This window comes from Halomonas kalidii (assembly GCF_030010475.1).
In the GTDB taxonomy this organism is placed as follows: Bacteria; Pseudomonadota; Gammaproteobacteria; order Pseudomonadales; family Halomonadaceae; genus Halomonas; species Halomonas heilongjiangensis.
Genome location: NZ_JASCQN010000054.1, coordinates 279198 through 296799 on the forward strand (window position 1 = coordinate 279198; position 17602 = coordinate 296799).

At 69.7% G+C, this 17602-nt stretch carries 16 protein-coding genes and 1 other RNA gene; 9 read left to right on the forward strand and 8 right to left on the reverse strand.

The window, feature by feature from the left end; translation table 11 throughout:
* Nucleotides 1–3: 3 nt before the first annotated feature.
* Entirely contained in the window at nucleotides 4–768 is a 765-nt protein-coding gene (locus QLQ85_RS21800; RefSeq protein ID WP_282740906.1) for a glycosyltransferase family 2 protein, read from the reverse strand.
* Nucleotides 765–1862, reverse strand: coding sequence for a glycosyltransferase family 9 protein (locus QLQ85_RS21805; protein WP_282740907.1), 1098 nt, complete (start codon nucleotides 1860–1862; stop codon nucleotides 765–767). Before QLQ85_RS21805 ends, QLQ85_RS21800 begins: the two co-directional genes overlap by 4 nt.
* A 38-nt stretch (nucleotides 1863–1900) precedes the next feature.
* Between QLQ85_RS21805 and QLQ85_RS21810 the strand changes: the two genes are divergently transcribed.
* Nucleotides 1901–3022 (forward strand): glycosyltransferase family 4 protein, encoded by a 1122-nt coding sequence (locus QLQ85_RS21810; protein WP_282740908.1) that lies wholly within the window; start codon nucleotides 1901–1903, stop codon nucleotides 3020–3022.
* Between the two features lie 11 nt (nucleotides 3023–3033).
* Here QLQ85_RS21810 and QLQ85_RS21815 read toward each other — a convergent pair whose 3' ends face one another.
* Nucleotides 3034–3759, reverse strand: a complete 726-nt coding sequence (locus tag QLQ85_RS21815; RefSeq protein WP_282740909.1) for a 3-deoxy-D-manno-octulosonic acid kinase — start codon at nucleotides 3757–3759, stop codon at nucleotides 3034–3036.
* On the opposite strand from QLQ85_RS21815, the gene QLQ85_RS21820 reads away from it, so the two are divergent.
* Genes QLQ85_RS21820 through waaA form a run of 3 tightly spaced genes read left to right on the forward strand, consistent with a single transcriptional unit; the run spans nucleotide 3758 to nucleotide 7585 of the window.
* Complete coding sequence (locus tag QLQ85_RS21820) at nucleotides 3758–4858, forward strand: glycosyltransferase family 9 protein (RefSeq protein WP_282740910.1); 1101 nt, start codon at nucleotides 3758–3760, stop codon at nucleotides 4856–4858. The genes QLQ85_RS21815 and QLQ85_RS21820 overlap by 2 nt on opposite strands.
* Nucleotides 4848–6278: a bifunctional D-glycero-beta-D-manno-heptose-7-phosphate kinase/D-glycero-beta-D-manno-heptose 1-phosphate adenylyltransferase HldE gene (gene hldE, locus QLQ85_RS21825; protein ID WP_282722491.1), complete on the forward strand. Its 1431-nt coding sequence runs from the start codon at nucleotides 4848–4850 to the stop codon at nucleotides 6276–6278. Before QLQ85_RS21820 ends, hldE begins: the two co-directional genes overlap by 11 nt.
* On the forward strand, nucleotides 6278–7585 hold the full coding sequence (gene waaA / locus QLQ85_RS21830) for a lipid IV(A) 3-deoxy-D-manno-octulosonic acid transferase (protein ID WP_282740911.1): 1308 nt from the start codon (nucleotides 6278–6280) through the stop codon (nucleotides 7583–7585). The genes hldE and waaA overlap by 1 nt, the downstream gene beginning before the upstream one ends.
* A gap of 25 nt (nucleotides 7586–7610) precedes the next feature.
* Here waaA and rpiA read toward each other — a convergent pair whose 3' ends face one another.
* The gene (gene rpiA, locus QLQ85_RS21835; protein ID WP_282740912.1) at nucleotides 7611–8285 is read right to left on the reverse strand and encodes a ribose-5-phosphate isomerase RpiA; all 675 of its coding nucleotides are present in this window, start codon (nucleotides 8283–8285) and stop codon (nucleotides 7611–7613) included.
* 192 nt (nucleotides 8286–8477) lie between these two features.
* Here rpiA and ilvA point away from each other — a divergent pair, with 192 nt between their 5' ends.
* Nucleotides 8478–9992: a threonine ammonia-lyase, biosynthetic gene (ilvA, locus tag QLQ85_RS21840; RefSeq protein WP_282740913.1), complete on the forward strand. Its 1515-nt coding sequence runs from the start codon at nucleotides 8478–8480 to the stop codon at nucleotides 9990–9992.
* Nucleotides 9993–10388: 396 nt separating this feature from the next.
* Here the strand turns inward: ilvA and QLQ85_RS21845 are convergent, their stop codons facing one another.
* The 3 genes from QLQ85_RS21845 to QLQ85_RS21855 all read right to left on the reverse strand — a co-directional run bounded on the left by QLQ85_RS21845 (nucleotide 10389) and on the right by QLQ85_RS21855 (nucleotide 11559).
* Nucleotides 10389–11021, reverse strand: coding sequence for a 5-formyltetrahydrofolate cyclo-ligase (locus tag QLQ85_RS21845; protein WP_282740914.1), 633 nt, complete (start codon nucleotides 11019–11021; stop codon nucleotides 10389–10391).
* 8 nt (nucleotides 11022–11029) lie between these two features.
* Nucleotides 11030–11214, reverse strand: a non-coding RNA gene (gene ssrS, locus QLQ85_RS21850) — 6S RNA.
* 45 nt (nucleotides 11215–11259) lie between these two features.
* Nucleotides 11260–11559, reverse strand: coding sequence for a cell division protein ZapA (locus tag QLQ85_RS21855; protein WP_102626504.1), 300 nt, complete (start codon nucleotides 11557–11559; stop codon nucleotides 11260–11262).
* 183 nt (nucleotides 11560–11742) lie between these two features.
* On the opposite strand from QLQ85_RS21855, the gene QLQ85_RS21860 reads away from it, so the two are divergent.
* From QLQ85_RS21860 to QLQ85_RS21875, 4 genes are all read left to right on the forward strand, one after another.
* Nucleotides 11743–12321, forward strand: coding sequence for a UPF0149 family protein (locus QLQ85_RS21860; RefSeq protein WP_282722486.1), 579 nt, complete (start codon nucleotides 11743–11745; stop codon nucleotides 12319–12321).
* A 35-nt stretch (nucleotides 12322–12356) separates the two neighbouring features.
* The gene (gene pepP / locus QLQ85_RS21865; protein ID WP_282740915.1) at nucleotides 12357–13694 is read left to right on the forward strand and encodes a Xaa-Pro aminopeptidase; all 1338 of its coding nucleotides are present in this window, start codon (nucleotides 12357–12359) and stop codon (nucleotides 13692–13694) included.
* Between the two features lie 64 nt (nucleotides 13695–13758).
* On the forward strand, nucleotides 13759–14970 hold the full coding sequence (gene ubiH, locus QLQ85_RS21870; RefSeq protein WP_282740916.1) for a 2-octaprenyl-6-methoxyphenyl hydroxylase: 1212 nt from the start codon (nucleotides 13759–13761) through the stop codon (nucleotides 14968–14970).
* A 9-nt stretch (nucleotides 14971–14979) separates the two neighbouring features.
* Nucleotides 14980–16260, forward strand: coding sequence for a UbiH/UbiF/VisC/COQ6 family ubiquinone biosynthesis hydroxylase (locus QLQ85_RS21875; RefSeq protein ID WP_282740917.1), 1281 nt, complete (start codon nucleotides 14980–14982; stop codon nucleotides 16258–16260).
* Between the two features lie 19 nt (nucleotides 16261–16279).
* On the opposite strand, the gene QLQ85_RS21880 is transcribed toward QLQ85_RS21875, so the two are convergent.
* The gene (locus QLQ85_RS21880; protein ID WP_282740918.1) at nucleotides 16280–17572 is read right to left on the reverse strand and encodes a S41 family peptidase; all 1293 of its coding nucleotides are present in this window, start codon (nucleotides 17570–17572) and stop codon (nucleotides 16280–16282) included.
* Between the last annotated feature and the right edge of the window lie 30 nt (nucleotides 17573–17602).

The following is a 17602-nucleotide window of genomic DNA, read 5'->3' on the forward strand; positions in this document are numbered from 1 at the left end:
GCCTCACCTGTCGTTACGGTGGTTTTCGTTCTCGTACAGCTCGTTGAGCTTGGCGTACTTCATGTAGGCATGGAAGGCGGTGGTGATGGTCACGGTCAGGCCATCGGCCCCCTGGAGGATGCCGCCCTTGAGGATCAGCTTGCGCAGGGTGGCGCTCGCGGCATGCAGGGCGGGCCGCCACGCCGAGGGCGCCACCCCTCGCTCCTTCATGGCCCAGGCATCCCGGGTGGACAGCTGATCGATGCGCTGTATCCAGTGGGAGAGGCCGTCGTAGGTGAAATGACGAATGTGCGTGCCGGTGTCCAGGACCTTCGGTGCGCGAACCGAGGCGTGGCCCTTCTTCGGCAGGTAGCCCGAGGTGGTGCGGTTGTAGAGCCGGACCACCTCGTCCGGGTAGAATCCGGCGGCCTTGATCCAGTGGTTGGCACAGAAGTTGCGACGCTTGAAGCGGTAGGCCCGGGTGGGGTCATCCAGCGTCAGGGCCTGGATGGCGGCCACGGCATCCTCTTCCAGTCGTTCGTCTGCGTCCAGCGTGAGGATCCAGTCGTTGGTGGCATGGGGAACGCCATGGGCCTTCTGGGGTCCATCGCCGAGATATTCCTGCAGCAGGACTCGCGCGCCCTTGTCCTCGGCGATGCGCACGGTATCGTCCTGGCTCAGTGAGTCGACGACGATGACCTCGCTGCAGACCCGCTGCAGGGAGTCGATGCAGGCGGCGATCCGTTGCTGTTCGTTGAGGGTAATGACGATGCCGGTGATGGGCTTCATGACGGAGGCTCGCTGCTGGTGGGTATCTGAAGGCGCTGCACGATGCGTTCCGCTGCCGCCATCAGGTCGATGCTCGACATGTCGGTCTCACTGGCGCCATCCGGAGGGCTGAAGGCCAGGCGATGGGCTGGCGCGTTGCAGGTCTGCCAGCGCAGCGGGGTGGCCGAGCGCCGCGCCGGGTAGAAGCCTGCCGTGGGCCGATCCAGGCAGCCGGCGATATGCAGGGGGCCGGTGGAGCCGGCAATGAACAGGTCCGCCGCGGTGAGGCTCAGGGCGAAGTCATCGAGACCCCGGCGTGACGGCAGCCGGGCGGTGGTGAGTCCCTCGGCGGCGAGCCGGTCGCACAGCTCGTCGGCGATGGCTTCCTCGCCGGGCCCGGCGGTCAACAGCCAGGTCGGCATCACGGTGCCTTCGAGCCGCTGCTCGATACCACATGCCAGGGTGGCGTACTGGTCGAGCGACAGGTTCACCGCCGAGCCGCCATGACCGGCATGCACGAAGATCCAGGGGCGGTCCTCGTCGAGGCCGAGCTCGTCGGCGATACGCGCACGCTGGGTGTCGCGGATCCCGTCGGGTAGCGGCCAGAAAGGCGGTGACGGGCGCGGCGGCAGAGGCCGAGCGAGCTCGCCGAGCAGCCCTTCGGCCAGCTCGAGATTGTAGACGTATTCGGGCTTCCGTGAACGCGACCTGCGCTGGGCGATGCGTCGGTTGTAGAATAGCTGGGCCCACTTGGTGGCCGGGGCAAGGCGCAGCGGGATACCGGCCCGCCAGCCCAGCCAGCCGATGCGCGGCGTGGAGAAGAGCGTCAGCAGGGCGTCGAAGCGGCCCTGGCGCAGCCGGGTCAGCAGTTCGCGCCGGCCATCGGCCCCCGCCTCATCGCCCGGATCGAGGAGTACCTCGTCGACCCAGGGGCAGAGCCTGGCGATCGGGGCGGTATAGGCCGGCACCAGCACGCTCACATGGAGGGCCGGGTCGGCCGCCTTGAGGCAGGCCAGGGCCGGCCAGGCCAGCATGAAGTCACCGAGCTTGTCATTGCGAACCACCAGCAGGCGGGAGCGGCGCTCGTCCATGGCGGTGGCGGAAGTTGTCATCATCCGGGCTCCCGGGCCCCGACACCGGAAAGGAGTCAACCTTGTCCCACAAGGTCATGCATATCTGCCTCTCGCGCGGCTGGGGCGGACTGGAAATGTATCCCTCACGGATTATACCCGAGCTGAAGCGTCAGGGGTGGGAGCCTCATGGCCTGGCCCTGGCCGACTCGCGCGTCGCCGCGAGCCTGGAGGAGGCCGGCGTCTCGCCGCTGGTGGTGTCGACGCCGCCCCGGGCGCTGTTGGCGGTGGCGCGGATCCTCGCCTACCTGAAGAGCCACGACATTCGTGTGCTGCACTGCCACAAGTCCGGCGACCTGCGGCTGGGGGCGCTGCTGGCGACCCTCAGGCCGGGGCTGAGGCTCTTCTACACCGACCACATGGGCGTCACGCGGCCGAAGAAGGACCCCTACCACCGCTGGGCCTACGGGCGCGTCACCCGGCTGTTCGCCATCAGCGACGCGACCCGACAACGCAACCTGGCGGCCTTTCCGCTGCCGGCCGCGCGCATTCGCCGCCTCTACCTGGGGATCGATCCGGCAGCCTATGCGCCACGACTGTCGCGGGAGGCGTGCGAGGCGCTGCGGCGCGAGCTGGGGATTCCCGAGGGGGCCGTGGCCATCGGCCTGCCGGGGCGACTCACCCCGGGCAAGGGGCAGGCGGTGTGGATCGAGGCCCTGTCGCGACTGGCCGAGTCCCGCCCGGACCTGTGTTGGCACGGCGTGTTGATCGGTGGCCTGACGGCTGGCGAGGGTAGCAACGAGGATTACGTGGCGGCGTTGCGGGAGCGTGTCGCCGCGCTGGGCCTCGAGTCACGGATCACCTTCACCGGTTTTCGCCGCGACCTGCCTCGGCTGTTCGAGGCTCTCGACGTCGTCTGCGTCCCCTCGCGCAACGAGGCCTTCGGGCTGACGGTGATCGAGGCCATGGCGGCCGGCAAGGCGGTCGTCGGTGCCGACAGCGGCGCCATTCCCGAGTTGATCGACGCCGGGACCGGACGCCTGGCCGCGCCGGAAGCGCCCGCTGCCTGGGCCGAGGCCATGGCCGAGCTGATCGTCGACGCGGACCTGCGCCGACGGCTGGGCGAGTCGGCCCGCCGACGGATTCGCCGGGACTTCACCCTCGCGGCCCATGTGACGGCCCTGACCGAGGAGTATGGCGGCTGAGGTGAGCGGGGTCAGGTCGCTCTCGTGTGATAACCCCGCCGGATGGCGGCCATGGCCGCGGCGGCCTCGAACTTGACCAGCGAGCGCTGCAGGCGCTCGAGGTTGGCCGCCTGCCAGGCGCCCGGGGCCCGCAGCCGGCAGCGGTCGAGGTCGATCAGCCAGACCCGGCCGCGCTCGTCGACGAGCAGGTTGCGGGCATTGAGGTCCACATGGTCGAGGCCGGCATCGTGGAAGCGCCGGACGGTGGCGCCGACGGTTTCCAGCAAGGGCTCGTGGTTCGCCTCCCCGGACAGGCACGCGGCCAGGGCGCGGGCCCCGGGCAGGCGAACCGTGATCAGCGCCGCCTCATAGGTGACGCCGTGCCGGGTCACGGCGGCGGCCACCGGACGGGGAACCGGCAGGCCGCGGGAGTAGAGCTCGGCGGTCAGGCGCAGTTCACGGAAGGCACGGGTGCGTTCGAGACCGGTCCACAGGTAGCGACGGGTACTGATCCGGGCGATCAGGCCGCCGCGGCGATAGGGACGCAGCACCCACTGGTCGCGCCCGGCATCGAGAAACAGGCTGGCACCGCGCCCCGGGGCCTCGCCGACGACGCGCCCCTTCCTCCGCCAGTGGTCGGGATCGAAGGCCTGCGGCACAATCGGCGGGTCGGTTTGTGGCACCGGGCCGGCGTCACATAAACTGTCCGCATCATATAGAATGGAAACCTTTCCCGTTCGAAATGTTGCCAAGCGCATGAAGCATCCTCTGCCCGCCCAACCTCGGCACATCGGCGTGCTGCGACTCTCCGCCCTGGGCGATGTCTGCAACCTGGTGCCGACGGTACGCGCCCTGCAGCGCCAGTGGCCCGAGGCGCGTATCACCTGGATCATCGGCAAGGGCGAGCACAGTCTACTGGCCGGCCTCTCCGGGGTCGAGTTCGTCGTCTACGACAAGGCCTCCGGCGTGGCCGGCATGCGGCAGTTGTGGCGCGAGCTCGCGGACACCCGCTTCGACGTCCTGCTGCACATGCAGCAGGCGCTGCGCGCCAGTGTCCTCTCTCTGGGGTTGAAGGCCGACGTCCGGGTGGGCTATGACAAGGCCCGTGCCAAGGACGCCCAGCACTGGTTCACCCATCGTCGGCTTGCACCCCATCCCCGGGCCCATGTGCTGGAGTCGTTCATGGACTTCGCCCGCCTGCTGGGGGTCGAGGAGCACCCGTTGGAGTGGAACCTGCCGGTGCCCGCGGCCGCCTTCGACGAGGCCCGGGCCCTGACCGGTGATGCCGCCTACCTGCTGCTGAGCCCCTGCGCCAATCCCCGGCTGCGCAACTTCCGCAACTGGTCTGCCGAGGGCTATGCGGCGGTGATCGAGCATGCCTGGGTAAAGGACGGGTTGAAGGCGGTGCTCACCGGTGGCGGCAGTACCCAGGAGCGAGAGATGGGCGAGCGCATCCAGGCGCTCAGCCGGCCGGAGGCGGTGATCGACGCCATCGGCGGCACCTCGCTCAAGGGGCTGCTGGCGCTGATCGCCCGGGCCCGTGCCGTCGTCGCGCCCGATTCGGGGCCGGTGCACATGGCCAACGCCCTGGGCACCGCGGTGGTGGGCCTCTATGCCACCACCAATCCCGACCGCGCCGCTCCTTACCTCTGGCGCGAGTTCGTGGTCGACCGCTATCCGCAGGCGGTGCGGTGCTACCTGCACAAGTCGCCCGAGGAGGTCTCCTGGGGCCAGCGGGTGCGCCACCCGGATGCCATGTCGCTGATCCGTGCCGAGGACGTGATCGAACGACTCGATGCCGTGCTCGACACCATCACCGCTCACCCGGACACGGAGTCCCCTGCCGATGAAGCTTGATCTGACTGCCATGGAACGCTCACGCCTGCTGGTGGTGGGCGATGTGATGCTCGACCGCTACTGGCACGGCGGTACCTCGCGCATCTCGCCGGAGGCGCCGGTACCGGTGGTGCGGGTGGAGGAGGCCGAGGACCGGCCCGGCGGTGCCGCCAACGTGGCGCTCAATATCGCCTCCCTGGGGGCCCAGGCCGCCCTGGCCGGCATGGTCGGCGATGACGACAACGCCGACCGATTGAGCAGCCGGCTGGAGAGCTCCGGAGTGAGTACTCACTTCGAGCGCAGCCCCGGCGTTCCCACCATCACCAAGCTGCGGGTGATGAGCCGCAACCAGCAGCTGATCCGCCTGGACTTCGAGCAGGGGCTCGGCGAGGTCGATACCACGGGGCTGCTGGCGCGGGTCGAGGCGGCCCTGCCCGACTGCGACCTGGTGATCCTCTCCGATTACGGCAAGGGCACCCTCAACCGGGTCGAGGCGCTGATCCGCCTGGTGCGTGGCGCCGGCAAGCGGGTGCTGGTCGACCCCAAGGGCAACGACTTCCGCCGCTACCGCGGGGCGAGCGTGATCACCCCCAACCTGACCGAGTTCGAGGCCGTGGTGGGGCACTGCCGAGACGATGCCGAACTCGCTGCCAAGGGCGCGGCACTGTGTGCCGAGCTCGAGCTCGAGGCGCTGCTGATCACCCGCAGCGAGAAGGGCATGACCCTGATCCGCGGCGATCACGAGCCGCTGCACCTGCCGACCCGGGCCCGCGAGGTCTATGACGTCACCGGCGCCGGCGACACCGTGATCGGCGTACTGGGGCTGGCGCTGGCTGCCGGCCACGGCTTCCCAGAGGCGATGACCCTGGCCAACCTGGCCGCCGGGCTGGTCGTCGCCAAGCCGGGCACCGCCACGCTCTCCATCGCCGAACTCTACACCGCCCTGCACGGCGACAAGCTGGCCGAGTTCGGGGTCATCGAGGAGGCCCCGCTGATCGAGGCGGTGCGTGCCGCCCAGGCCCGCGGCGAGCGGGTGGTGATGACCAACGGCTGCTTCGACATCCTGCACGCCGGCCACGTGGCCTACCTGGAGCAGGCCCACAAGCTCGGTGACCGGCTGATCGTGGCGGTCAACGACGACGCCTCCATCGCCCGGCTCAAGGGCCCCAAGCGGCCCATCAACCCGCTGCCGCGGCGCCTGCAGGTGCTGGCCGGCCTGGGGGCCGTGGACTGGGTGGTCGCCTTCGCCGAGGACACCCCGCAGCGGCTGATCGAGGCGGTGCTGCCGGACGTGCTGGTCAAGGGCGGCGACTATCGCCCGGAGCAGATCGCCGGCGGCGAGGCCGTGCGTGAGGCGGGTGGCGAGGTAAGGGTGCTGGGCTTCGAGGATGGCGTCTCCACCACGGCGATGATCTCCACCATCCTCGACCGCGAGACCTGATGGCCGCCCGGCAGGGAGCCTCCTGGGCGCGCCGGCTCTACTCGGTGGCCCTCTACGCGCTCGCGCCGCTGATCTGGCGGCGGGTCTGGCGCGAACGGCTGCCCGGCCGCCCCCGGCGGGAACGGCTGGGCCTGCTTCCTCCCGCGCCGGCCGGTGAGCGAACGATCTGGCTGCACTGTGCCTCGGTGGGCGAGGTCCAGGCCGCCCGGCCGCTGATCGAGGCGCTGCTGGCGCACTACCCGGGGCACCGACTCACCGTGACCACCATGACCGCCACCGGCGCCGAGCGCGTGCAAGCGTTGCGCGAGGTGCTGGCGGAACCCGGCGAACCGCCGCGCCTTCGCCATGCCTTCGTGCCGCTGGACTTCCCCGGCGCGGCGAAGCGCTTCATCGCCCGTCTCCGCCCGGAACTGGCGCTGTTCTTCGAGACCGAGCTGTGGCCCAACCTGCTCCACGCCTGCCGGCGGCGAGGCGTCCCCGTGGCGGTGGTCAATGGCCGGCTGTCGCCGCGGGCCTTCCAGGGTTACCGACGCCTGCGTCCGCTGATGCGGGACGCCCTGAACCGGGTCGACTGGCTGGCCGCCAAGTCCGACGCCGACGCCGCACGCTTCCAGGCCCTGGGCATGGAACCGGCCCATGCCGAGGTGGCGGGGTCGCTGAAGTTCGACATCTCGCCGGATGTCGGGGCGCTCGAGGTGAGTGAGCGCTTGCGCACGCGGCTGGGCGAGCGCCCCGTCTGGGTGGCCGGCTCCACCCACCCCGGCGAGGACGAGCAACTGCTGGCCGCCCATGCCCGGCTGCTCGAGACGGTGCCGGACGCCCTGCTGATCCTGGTGCCCCGCCATCCCCGGCGCTTCGATACCGTGGCCGTGCTCTGCCGGGAGCAGGGCATGGCCATGGTGCGACGCTCCCGCGACGAGTGGCCCGACGAGCGCACGGTGGTCTATCTGGGCGACACCATGGGCGAGCTGCTCGCCCTCTACGGCGCCGGCGACCTGGCCTTCGTCGGCGGTAGCCTGGTGCCGATCGGCGGCCACAACCTGCTCGAGCCGGTCGCCATGGGGGTGCCGGTGCTCACCGGCCCCGAGCTCGCCAACTTCGAGGACGTCGCCGAGGTGCTGCGCGAGGCCGATGCCCTGGTGGAGGTGGCCGACGGCGAGGCGCTGGCCGCTGCCCTGGCCCTTCTGTTCGCCGACCGGGCCGAATGCCGACGCCTGGCCGACGCCGGACGCCGGGTGGTGGCCGCCAACCGTGGCGCCCTGGCGACCACCCTGGAGGGCCTGGCGAGACTGCTGTCGGGTGAGTGAGCGCTCACTCTCCTTGGTGCCGACCTCAGGCCGGGGTGAGCCGCTCCACGCCGCTCTCGGTACCCAGCAGCAGCACGTCGGCGCCGCGAGCGGCGAACAGGCCGTTGGTGACCACGCCGACGATGGCGTCGAGGCGCGCCTCCATGGCCACCGGGTCGTCGATCATGAACTCGAAGCAGTCGATGATCTGGTTGCCGTTGTCGGTGACCACGCCCTGGCGGTAGACCGGATCGGCGCCCAGCTTGACCAGTTCCCGGGCCACGTAGGAGCGCGCCATGGGGATCACCTCCACCGGCAGCGGAAACTCGCCCAGCCGCTCGACCTTCTTGGAGGCGTCGGCGATGCAGATGAACTTCTCGGCGCAGGCGGCGACGATCTTCTCGCGGGTCAGGGCCGCTCCACCGCCCTTGATCATGTGCAAGTGAGCGTTCACTTCGTCGGCGCCATCGATATAGAAGGGAACGGTGCCTACGCTGTTGAGTTCGAACACCTCGATGCCATGGCCGCGCAGGCGCTCGGCACTGGCCTCGGAGCTGGCCACCGCCCCCTTGAAGTCGTAGCGCAGAGCGGCCAGACGGTCGATGAAGAGATTGGCGGTGGAGCCGGTGCCGATGCCGAGCACCGTATCGTTCTCGAGCGAGGGGGCGATCTCGTCGATGGCGGCCGCGGCCACGGCATCCTTCAATTCGTCCTGGGTCATGGGGCTTCTCTCCCGTGGCTGGGGGGTGGGATGGAAAGGCAGGTAAAGGTGCGCGCCATTATAGGCCAGTCGGCGCCCACTGCCGATGGCCCTGCGCTGGACGATCCACGATCGGGATGCTACCAATAGGGGTTCTCTGCGGCGCAGCAAAGGGCGCCGCGGCTCCCCGCGTCACTCCTCTGGGATTTCAGGATGCTCGAAGCTACCGTCAAGAAGATTCTCCAGGCCCGGGTCTATGAAGCCGCCCGGGAAACGCCGATCTCCCCGGCCCCTTTCCTCTCCCGTCGCTTCAACAACCAGATCCTGATCAAGCGCGAGGACCTGCAGCCGGTCTTCTCCTTCAAGATTCGTGGCGCCTACAACAAGATGGCCCAGCTCAGCGAGGAGCAGAAGGCCAAGGGCGTGATCGCCGCTTCCGCCGGCAACCATGCCCAGGGCCTGGCCATGGCCGCCAAGCTGATGGGCGTCAAGGCGGTGATCGTGATGCCGCGCATCACCCCGGACATCAAGGTGCAGGCGGTGCGCGCGCGGGGCGCCAAGGTGGTGCTCAGGGGCGATGCCTTCGCGGCGGCCGCCGAGCATGCCCAGGAGCTGATCGAGGAGCACGGTTACACCTACATCCCGCCCTTCGACGACATCGACGTGATCGCCGGCCAGGGCACCGTGGCCATGGAGATCCTGCACCAGCACAGCGGCCGCCTGGACGCGGTCTTCGTGCCGGTGGGTGGCGGTGGGCTGATCGCCGGCATGGCCGCCTACATCAAGTACCTGCGCCCCGACATCAAGGTGATCGGCGTCGAGTCGGAGGACAGCGCCTGCCTCAAGGCGGCCATGACGGCCGGCAAGCGGGTGGTGCTGGAGCAGGTCGGGGTCTTCGCCGAGGGCGTGGCCGTGGCCCAGATCGGCAAGGTGCCCTTCTCCATCATCCGCGACCTGATCGACGACGTCATCACCGTCAATACCGACGAGATGTGCGCGGCGGTCAAGGACATCTTCGAGGACACCCGGGCGGTATCCGAGACCTCCGGCGCCCTGTCGCTGGCCGGGCTCAAGAAGTACATCCAGCAGACCGGGGCCGAGGGCCAGACCCTGCTGTGCATCAACTCCGGGGCCAATACCAACTTCGATCGGCTGCAGCACATCGCCGAACGCACCGAACTCGGCGAGCAGCGCGAGGCGATCCTGGCGGTGACCATCCCCGAGCGGCCCGGCAGCTTCAAGAAATTCTGCAAGGCCATCGGCAAGCGCATGGTCACCGAGTTCAATTACCGCTATGCGGACCCGGAGAACGCCCATATCTTCGTCGGCGTGCAGGTCAAGCCCGGAGGCCAGGACCGCCAGGCGCTGATCGAGAAGCTGGGCGAGGCCGGCTATCCGGTGGAGGACCTCACCGACAACGAGCTGGCCAAGCTGCATATCCGCCACCTGGGTGGTGGCCGGCCGAAGGAGAGTTTCGACGAGGAGGTCTACCGCTTCGAGTTCCCCGAACGGCCGGGGGCGCTGATGAACTTCCTGACCCATCTGCCCCAGGACTGGAACATCTCGCTGTTCCATTACCGCAACCACGGTGCGGCCTATGGACGAGTCCTGGTGGGCATGCAGGTGCCCAATGGCGATCGCTCCCATGTCGAGGAGTACTTCGACGAGATCGGGTATCGCTACTGGAAGGAGTCGGACAACTCCGCCTATCGGCTGTTCATGGCCTGAGCCGCACGTCACACCGGTGTGAGCACTGACTCACGGTGCAGCCGAGAGCTACCGAGTGTTTAAAAATGTAACTCCTGCATGATGACGGTTGTCATCATGCAGGTGGTAGCCCTATAGTCACAGCGTTGCCGAGGCCTAATTGGCTGCGCGAGGCGACACTTCGACAAGGTCCTTACCACTACCTTCCGGCCCTCTTGCGGTCGAGTCTCCAACGGAGTAGGCAATGAAGCGCAAGCCCGATCTGGTCATGGCACTGCTGCTGGTCTTCGGCATCGGCGTCGTGGCAACCGGCTATGCCCAGGCGCTGGTGGGAAGCTAGTTCGATGCCGGCCGACAGCGCCATGACCAGACCCGCAAGACATACGGGCCGATGCGATGCATCGGCCCGTTCGCGTCTCAGGGGCGGATGATCCGCGCGTCACTGACGATGGCGTCCAGCGGCACGTCCCAGGGGGCGACCGGCAATCGCTCGACCCGCTGGCAATCGTGGGCCAGGCCGATCAGCCGGGGGCGCGGCCCCGGGCGCCGGGTGAAGGCCAGGGTGCGGTCGTAGAAGCCGCCACCCATGCCCATGCGCTGGCCATCGCCGTCGAAACCGACCAGTGGCAGCAGGATCAGGTCCAGCGCCCAGGCCGCACACCGCCGGGCACGGTGGGCGCCATGGCGGGTGTTCGGCTCGGGTATGCCGAAGCGATTCGCGGTCATCGGGGTGCCGGCATGGTAGTGGACGAACCACAATGCGTTGTGGGAGAGCGGCTTGAGCACCGGCAGATGCACGCGGGCATGACGCTGCTGGAACCAGGGGAGCAGCCCCGTGGGGTCGATCTCGCCATCGTTGGGCAGGTAGAGGGCCACGCGCCGGGCACGCTGGACTTCGGGAAGTCGTCGGAGCCGGCGACACAGCCGCCGGGAGGCGTCGCGACGCTGGCGCGGCGTCAGGGCACGCCGGCGTCGCCGCAACTCGCGGCGCAGCTCATGGCGGGGGCCGTCGAAGGCCAAGGGTGCGGCGATATCCTGCATGGTGGTCATGTCGGATGAGGTTCCCCAGAGTGCCGCTGTCGTTCTGGCCCTTGAACCCAGTGGTTCAAGGTGGGTGGCCGCAGCCGAACCGTCAGGCTTTCCGACGCACGGACATGCACACGGGTCCGGCTAGCATATGGCCCCCTGGGTACTGCGCATAGGCTCGAGGGACGATAACGACTGGCAAACACCCCAGGGAACCTCTTCATCCTAACAGAGCGAGCGATGGGGCCAAAGCGCTGATTGCCTATCGGCGAGGCGTGTCGGTGAGGGCCTGCTCGAGGCGGGCGCTCAACTGGCTCAGACTCTGTTCGCCTTCGCGCTGGGCCTCGAGCGTCTCCAGCAGCTCGTTGGTGATGTTCAGCGCCGCCATGATGGCGATCTTCTCGGCACCCAGCACCTTGCCGCGGGCATGGATGCCGTGCATGGCCCGATCCAGATAGCGGGCGGCCCGCTCGAGCTTGTCCTGCTCGTCCGGCGGGCAGGCGATGACATAACTACGCCCCAGCAGGGTGATTTCGGTGGTCGGCCGCGAGGCATCGGTCATGACGGGCTCCGGTTCGGTCCAGTCGGGCGGGGGCGATGGCCGCGCCTCCCGGTGGCCCGATGCGTTAACATCCAGGGATGGAATCGATTCGATCCTCACTATAAGAGAGCCGTTCTCGGGCGGTCAACGCGCCCGGGGACATCGTTGCCCTCTGCGTGCACGGCCCCATCACGGACTTTCGCTATGTCACTGATCAACGAACGCCTGGATTTCTCCACCATCGCCGACCTCTTCCTGCTGCATGGCAGCATGCAGTCACCGGCCTTCCTCGACGGCAGGCTATGCGCCGCCCTGGCCCTCCAGGATCTCTCCGCCGAGGCCTGGCTCGAGCAGGTCAGCCTCTCCCTCGGCGTCGAGCAGCCTCGCGACGCGCAAGCCGCCGAGCGCTTCCTGGCCTGGCGGCGCCAGGCCCTGGACGCCCTCTCGGCGGCGGAGCTCGGCTTCGAGCCGCTGCTGCCGGACGAGCTGTTCTCCCTGGCCGAGCGTGCCCAGGGCCTCAAGGAGTGGACGCTGGGCTTCCTCGAGGTGGTTCAGGATGCCGGCGAGGCGCCCCGGCAAGGCTGGTCGCTGCCCCTGCGCGAGGCCCTGGACGACCTGGAAGGCATCGCCGGCATCGAGACCGATATCGACGACAGCCCCGAGAACGAGAACGACCTCTTCGCCCTGACCGAGCATGCCCGCATGGCCGCCATGCTGCTCTACACCGAACAGCATCCGGGCAAGCCGCAGGTCGAGCGGACCGATGACGAGACCCGTCACTGACGCCGCCACCCACTCACCACCACCGAGGAGCCGCGATGCTTCCCGAGATCCTGCCCCGCCCCGCCCCGATCGGCAACGACGAGTACCGTGCCCGCCGGCAGTCGCTGATGGAGGCGCTGCCGGCCGACAGCGCCGTGCTGCTGCCCGGCGCGGCCCTGGTCAGCCGGTCGCGCGACAGCGAATTCCCTTTCCGCCAGGACAGCGACTTCCACTACCTGACCGGTTTTCCCGAGCCCGATGCCCTGCTGGTCCTGCTGCCTGGCCGTGAGGAAGGCGCGAGCGTGCTGTTCTGCCAGGACCGCGACCCGACCCTGGAGGCCTGGACCGGCATCCGCCTCGGCGCCGAGGGGGCCGTCCGCGAGCATGGGGTCGACCAGGCCTTCGAGAATGCCGAGCGCGACGCGCGTCTCGAGGCGCTGCTCGATGGCCGCCGTACGCTCTACTTGCCTCTGGCCGACGCCGAGGCCCTCGCCCTGGCCGACGAGCTGCGCGGTCGCCTGGCGGCCCGCATGCGCCGCGGGGCTCGCCCGCCCGAGGCCTTCGCCGATATCGCCCCGCTGCTCCACGAGCGACGCCTGGTCAAGAGCGACACCGAGCTGGCCCTGATCCGTCACGCCGCGGACATCTCGGCCCGGGCCCACGTGCGCGCCATGCAGGCGGCCCGGCCGGGGCTTGCCGAATACCACCTGCAGGCAGAGCTGGAGCACGAGTTCCGCTGGCAGGGCGGCAGCGGCCCGGCCTACGCCAGTATCGTCGGTGGCGGCATCAACGCCTGTGTGCTGCACTACATCGAGAATCGCGAGGCGCTGCACGATGGCGACCTGGTGCTGATCGACGCCGGTGCCGAGTTCGACCTCTATGCCGGCGACATCACCCGCACCTTCCCGGTCAATGGGCGCTTCGGCGAGGCACAGCGCGCGCTCTACGAGCTGGTGCTGGAGGTGCAGGAGCGGGCCGTGGCGGCCGTGCGGCCGGGTGCCACCCTGGCCGAGATCCACGAGCTGGTGGTGCATGGCCTCACCGAGGGGCTGATCGGCCTGGGGTTGCTCGAGGGTGAGGTCCGGGCCCGCATCGACGACGAGAGCTATCGTCGCTTCTACCTGCACTCCACCTCCCACTGGCTGGGGCTCGACGTCCACGACGTGGGCCGCTACCGCCGGGATGACCAGCCCCGCCCTCTGGAGCCGGGCATGGTGCTGACCATCGAGCCGGGGCTCTACGTGCCCGCCGACGACGACATCCCCGAGCCCTTCCGCGGGATCGGCATCCGCATCGAGGACGACGTGGTGGTCACCGCCACCGGCCACGAGGTGCTTACCGCCGGGGTGCCCAAGCGGGTGGCCGAGATAGAGGCCCTGATGGCCAGGAAATGACCAATCGGGAACTCCGCGAAATGCCTTTATGTAAAGTACATTATGAAATGATCAGGAGGCTTCGATGACGGGTGCCGCGGAGCAGCGGGTGGACATCGCCATCGTCGGCGGCGGCCTGGTGGGGGCGAGCCTGGGCTGTGCCCTGGGGCCGCTGATCGAGCGGCGGGGGCTGTCGGTGGCGGTGATCGAGGCCGCCCCCCTGCTCGACCGGGCGGAGGCGCCCTGGCAACCCAGCTTCGATGCCCGGGCCAGTGCCATCGCCCAGGGCTCGGCGACACACTTCGCGGGCATGGGCCTGTGGCCGGCCATGGCCGAGCAGGCCGCAGCGATTCGCCGGATCCACGTCAGCGAGCAGGGCCGACTCGGGGCGACCCGGCTGCGCAGCGATGAGCTGGGCGTCGAGGCGCTGGGCCACGTGATCCCCAACGCCTGGATGGGTCGCGTGCTCCATCGTCGGCTGGCGCTGCTGCCGCTGGCCTGGCACTGTCCCGCCCGGGTCGAGACGATACGCCCTGCGGCGGGGGGCTATCGGTTGCGCCTCTCCGACGGCAGCCGGCTCCAGGCGGGATTGACGGTGCTGGCCGACGGCGGTCGCTCCGGCCTCAAGGAGCGGCTTGGCATCGAAAGTCGCGAGCAGCCCTACGACCAGGTGGCCCTGATCGCCAGCGTGGAGGTGAGTGAGCCCCACGATGGCGTGGCCTGGGAGCGCTTCACCGGCGAGGGGCCCATCGCCCTGTTGCCGCTGCGTGGCCAGGCCATGGAGCTGATCTGGACCCACGCCATGGGGCACGAGACACGGCGGCTGGCACTCTCCGATGGCGCCTTCCTCACCGAGCTGCAGCGGGCCTTCGGTGAGCGGGCCGGGCGCTTTCGCCGGGTCGGCAGCCGCCACGCCTACCCGCTGTCGCTGATCACCGCCCGGGAGGCCGTGCGTCCCGGGCTCGCCGTGCTGGGCAATGCCGCTCATTCGCTGCACCCGGTGGCCGGCCAGGGGTTCAATCTGGCCCTGCGCGGGGTGATGGACCTGGTCGCCGCCCTGGAGCATGGCCTGGCCCGCGGCGAGCCGGTCGGCGGCATGGCCGTGCTGGCCGACTTCGAATCCCGGCGAGGTGCCGACCGCCACAACGTGATCCGCTTCAGCGATGGCCTGATCCGCCTGTTCGGGATCGACAGCCCGCTGCTCTCCCACGCTCGGGCCGCCGGACTGGTGGGGTTGAACCTGGTGGGGCCGTTGCGCCGCACCCTGGCCCGGCGCGCCATGGGGCTGGAACGATAGGAGAACCACATGCAGGAAACGCATCACCAGGCGCCGCCGCCGAACGGTCGGGAGCGCGGTGGGGAGAGGGACGCCGCCGAGGTGGTGATCGTCGGCGGCGGCATGGTGGGGGCGTCCCTGGCCTGCCTGCTCGGCAACGCCGGGGTGGCGGTGGCCCTGCTCGATGCCCGCGAGGCCCCGCTGGACGCCGAGCACATCGGCCTGGGCCGGCCGGACAAGCGGGTCAGTGCCCTGACCCCGGTCTCGCAGCGGTTGCTCGAGGGACTCGGCGCCTGGGCCTGGATGCGGCACCGACGGGTCAGCCCCTACCGCTTCATGCAGGTATGGGACGCCGAGGGCAGCGGCGAGGTCAACTTCTCCGCCGACCAGGCCGGGGTGCCGGTGCTGGGCCATATCGTCGAGAACGACGTGATCCTCGCCGCCCTGGAGTCTCGCCTCGCCGGCTTGCCCGGGGTGCGGCGCCACTACGGTGCCCGGGTGGTCGGGCTCGAGGCGCGGGGGGGCGGCAGCGAGGTGGTGCTGGCGGATGGCCGCCGGCTGACCGGCTCCCTGGTGGTGGCCGCCGACGGCGCTCGTTCACCGCTGCGCGAGATGGCGGGCATCGGGGTCAGCACCCGCGACACCGGCCATGTGGCGGTGGTGACCACGGTGCGGACGGCGCGCGCCCATGGCGAGGTGGCCCGCCAGGTGTTCCTGCCCACCGGGCCGCTGGCCTTCCTGCCACTGATCGTCGACGGCGACGGCCACCACTGCTCCATCGTCTGGTCGACCTCGCCCGGCGAGGCCGAGCGCCTGGTGGCCCTGCCGCCCGAGGCGCTGGCCCGCGAGATGGCCGGGGCCATCGAGCATCGCCTCGGTGAGGTGACGGTGATCGACCGGGCCCTGGCGGTGCCGTTGACCCAGCGTCATGCCGCGCGCTACGTGCTGCCGGGGCTGGCGCTGGTCGGTGACGCCGCCCACAGCATCCATCCGCTGGCGGGTCAGGGGGTCAACCTCGGGCTGATGGACGTGGCGGTGCTGGCCGAGGAACTGGTGAGGGGGCGTGCCCGCGGGGAGGCACCGGGAGACGAGCGGCTGCTGGCCCGCTATGCCCGGCGCCGGCGCGGTGACAATACCACGATGCTGGCGCTGATGGACGGCTTCCGGTTGCTGTTCGGGGCCCGCCACCCGGCGCTGACCCTGGCGCGCAACCTGGGGATGTCCGGTGTCGACCGGTCGGGCCCGCTCAAGCGCCTGCTGATGCAGCAGGCCACCGGCCACCGGGGCAGGTTGCCGGCTTCCTGCCGGTAACCCCGCCCGCGGTGCGGCGCTACCGGTCGCGCTGGCTCAGGACATTCAGCGCCTTGAGCAGGTTGAGCGCCTCGCCGAGCTGGTAGTCCTCGCGCAGGCGCTCGCCCAGCTCGCCGCGGGTACGCGGCTCGTCGCGGGAGCGCAGGTGACCCTCCAGGTCGGCCTCGCGCACCATCAGCTCGCTGCCCTCGGCGACTTCCAGCCGGCCGCGTACCACCTGGACGTCGGGCTCGATGCCCTGGGCCTGGATCGAGCGACCGCCCGGCGTGAAGTAGAGGGCGGTGGTCAGCTTGAGCCCCTCGCCGTTGCCCAGCGGCATGATCTGCTGCACCGAGCCCTTGCCGAAGCTCTCGGTGCCCATCACCACGCCGCGGCGCTGGTCCTGCAGCGCGCCGGCGACGATCTCCGCCGCCGAGGCGCTGCCGCCATTGATCAGCACCACCAGGGGCACGTCCGGCGCGGCGGTCTCGGTGCTCGCCGAGAAGCGCATCTCGGTGTCAGACAGGCGTCCCTCGGTGTAGACGATCAGGCCGCTGTCGAGAAAGACGTCGGCCACCGCCACCGCGGCCTGCAGCACGCCGCCGGGGTTGTTGCGCAGGTCGAGCACCAGGCCGTTCAGGGCGCCCTCCCGCTCCATGTCGATGATGGCGTTGCGTACCTGGTCGCCGGTGCGGGTCTGGAACTGGCTGACCCGCAGGTAGCCGTAGCCGGGCTCGAGCAGTTCACTGCGCACGCTCTCGGTACGGATCACTTCCCGGGTCATGGTGAAGGTGCGCGGGGCGTCTTCGCCCTGGCGCATGATGGTCAGGCTGATCTCTGTCCCCGGATCCCCGCGCATCAGGTTGACCGCCTCCTGGAGCGAGAGGCGCTCGGTGGGGGTGTCGTCGATGCGCAGGATGACGTCCCGGGACTGCAGCCCGGCACGGGAGGCGGGGGTGTCGTCGATGGGGGTGATCACCGTCAGCTGGCCGTCCTGGGTGCCGACCTCGATGCCCACGCCGCCGAACTCGCCCTCGGTGGACTCGCGCAGGCTCTGGAACTCCTCGCGGTCTAGGTAGGCCGAGTGGGGGTCGAGTTCGCTGAGCATCCCGCGCATGGCGTTGCGCAGCAGGGTGCTGTCGTCGACCTCCTCGACATAGGCACGCTTGATGCGCTCGAATACCTCGGCGAAGGTCTGGATGTCCTCCACCGGCAGGTCGTTGGCCGAAGGAGTGGCGGCAGCCGGCAGGGGCAGGGCCAGCAGGGCGACGGGCAGAAGCATCGCCATCAGCCGCCGTGGCGAGGTGGCAAGGCCGGCGAGACGTGGATACATGCGATCTCCGCGGTTCCATGACGGGCAGGC

Excerpts from the sequence above, each read along its gene's own strand:
- hldE (WP_282722491.1), top strand. The coding sequence starts at position 4,848 with ATGAAGCTTGATCTGACTGCCATGGAACGCTCACGCCTGCTGGTGGTG.
- pepP (WP_282740915.1), top strand. The coding sequence starts at position 12,357 with ATGCTTCCCGAGATCCTGCCCCGCCCCGCCCCGATCGGCAACGACGAG.
- QLQ85_RS21845 (WP_282740914.1), bottom strand. The coding sequence starts at position 11,021 with ATGACCACCATGCAGGATATCGCCGCACCCTTGGCCTTCGACGGCCCC.
- QLQ85_RS21875 (WP_282740917.1), top strand. The coding sequence starts at position 14,980 with ATGCAGGAAACGCATCACCAGGCGCCGCCGCCGAACGGTCGGGAGCGC.
- ilvA (WP_282740913.1), top strand. The coding sequence starts at position 8,478 with ATGCTCGAAGCTACCGTCAAGAAGATTCTCCAGGCCCGGGTCTATGAA.
- QLQ85_RS21860 (WP_282722486.1), top strand. The coding sequence starts at position 11,743 with ATGTCACTGATCAACGAACGCCTGGATTTCTCCACCATCGCCGACCTC.
- waaA (WP_282740911.1), top strand. The coding sequence starts at position 6,278 with ATGGCCGCCCGGCAGGGAGCCTCCTGGGCGCGCCGGCTCTACTCGGTG.
- QLQ85_RS21880 (WP_282740918.1), bottom strand. The coding sequence starts at position 17,572 with ATGTATCCACGTCTCGCCGGCCTTGCCACCTCGCCACGGCGGCTGATG.
- QLQ85_RS21855 (WP_102626504.1), bottom strand. The coding sequence starts at position 11,559 with ATGACCGATGCCTCGCGGCCGACCACCGAAATCACCCTGCTGGGGCGT.
- QLQ85_RS21820 (WP_282740910.1), top strand. The coding sequence starts at position 3,758 with ATGAAGCATCCTCTGCCCGCCCAACCTCGGCACATCGGCGTGCTGCGA.
- rpiA (WP_282740912.1), bottom strand. The coding sequence starts at position 8,285 with ATGACCCAGGACGAATTGAAGGATGCCGTGGCCGCGGCCGCCATCGAC.
- QLQ85_RS21800 (WP_282740906.1), bottom strand. The coding sequence starts at position 768 with ATGAAGCCCATCACCGGCATCGTCATTACCCTCAACGAACAGCAACGG.
- QLQ85_RS21815 (WP_282740909.1), bottom strand. The coding sequence starts at position 3,759 with ATGCGCTTGGCAACATTTCGAACGGGAAAGGTTTCCATTCTATATGAT.
- ubiH (WP_282740916.1), top strand. The coding sequence starts at position 13,759 with ATGACGGGTGCCGCGGAGCAGCGGGTGGACATCGCCATCGTCGGCGGC.
- QLQ85_RS21805 (WP_282740907.1), bottom strand. The coding sequence starts at position 1,862 with ATGATGACAACTTCCGCCACCGCCATGGACGAGCGCCGCTCCCGCCTG.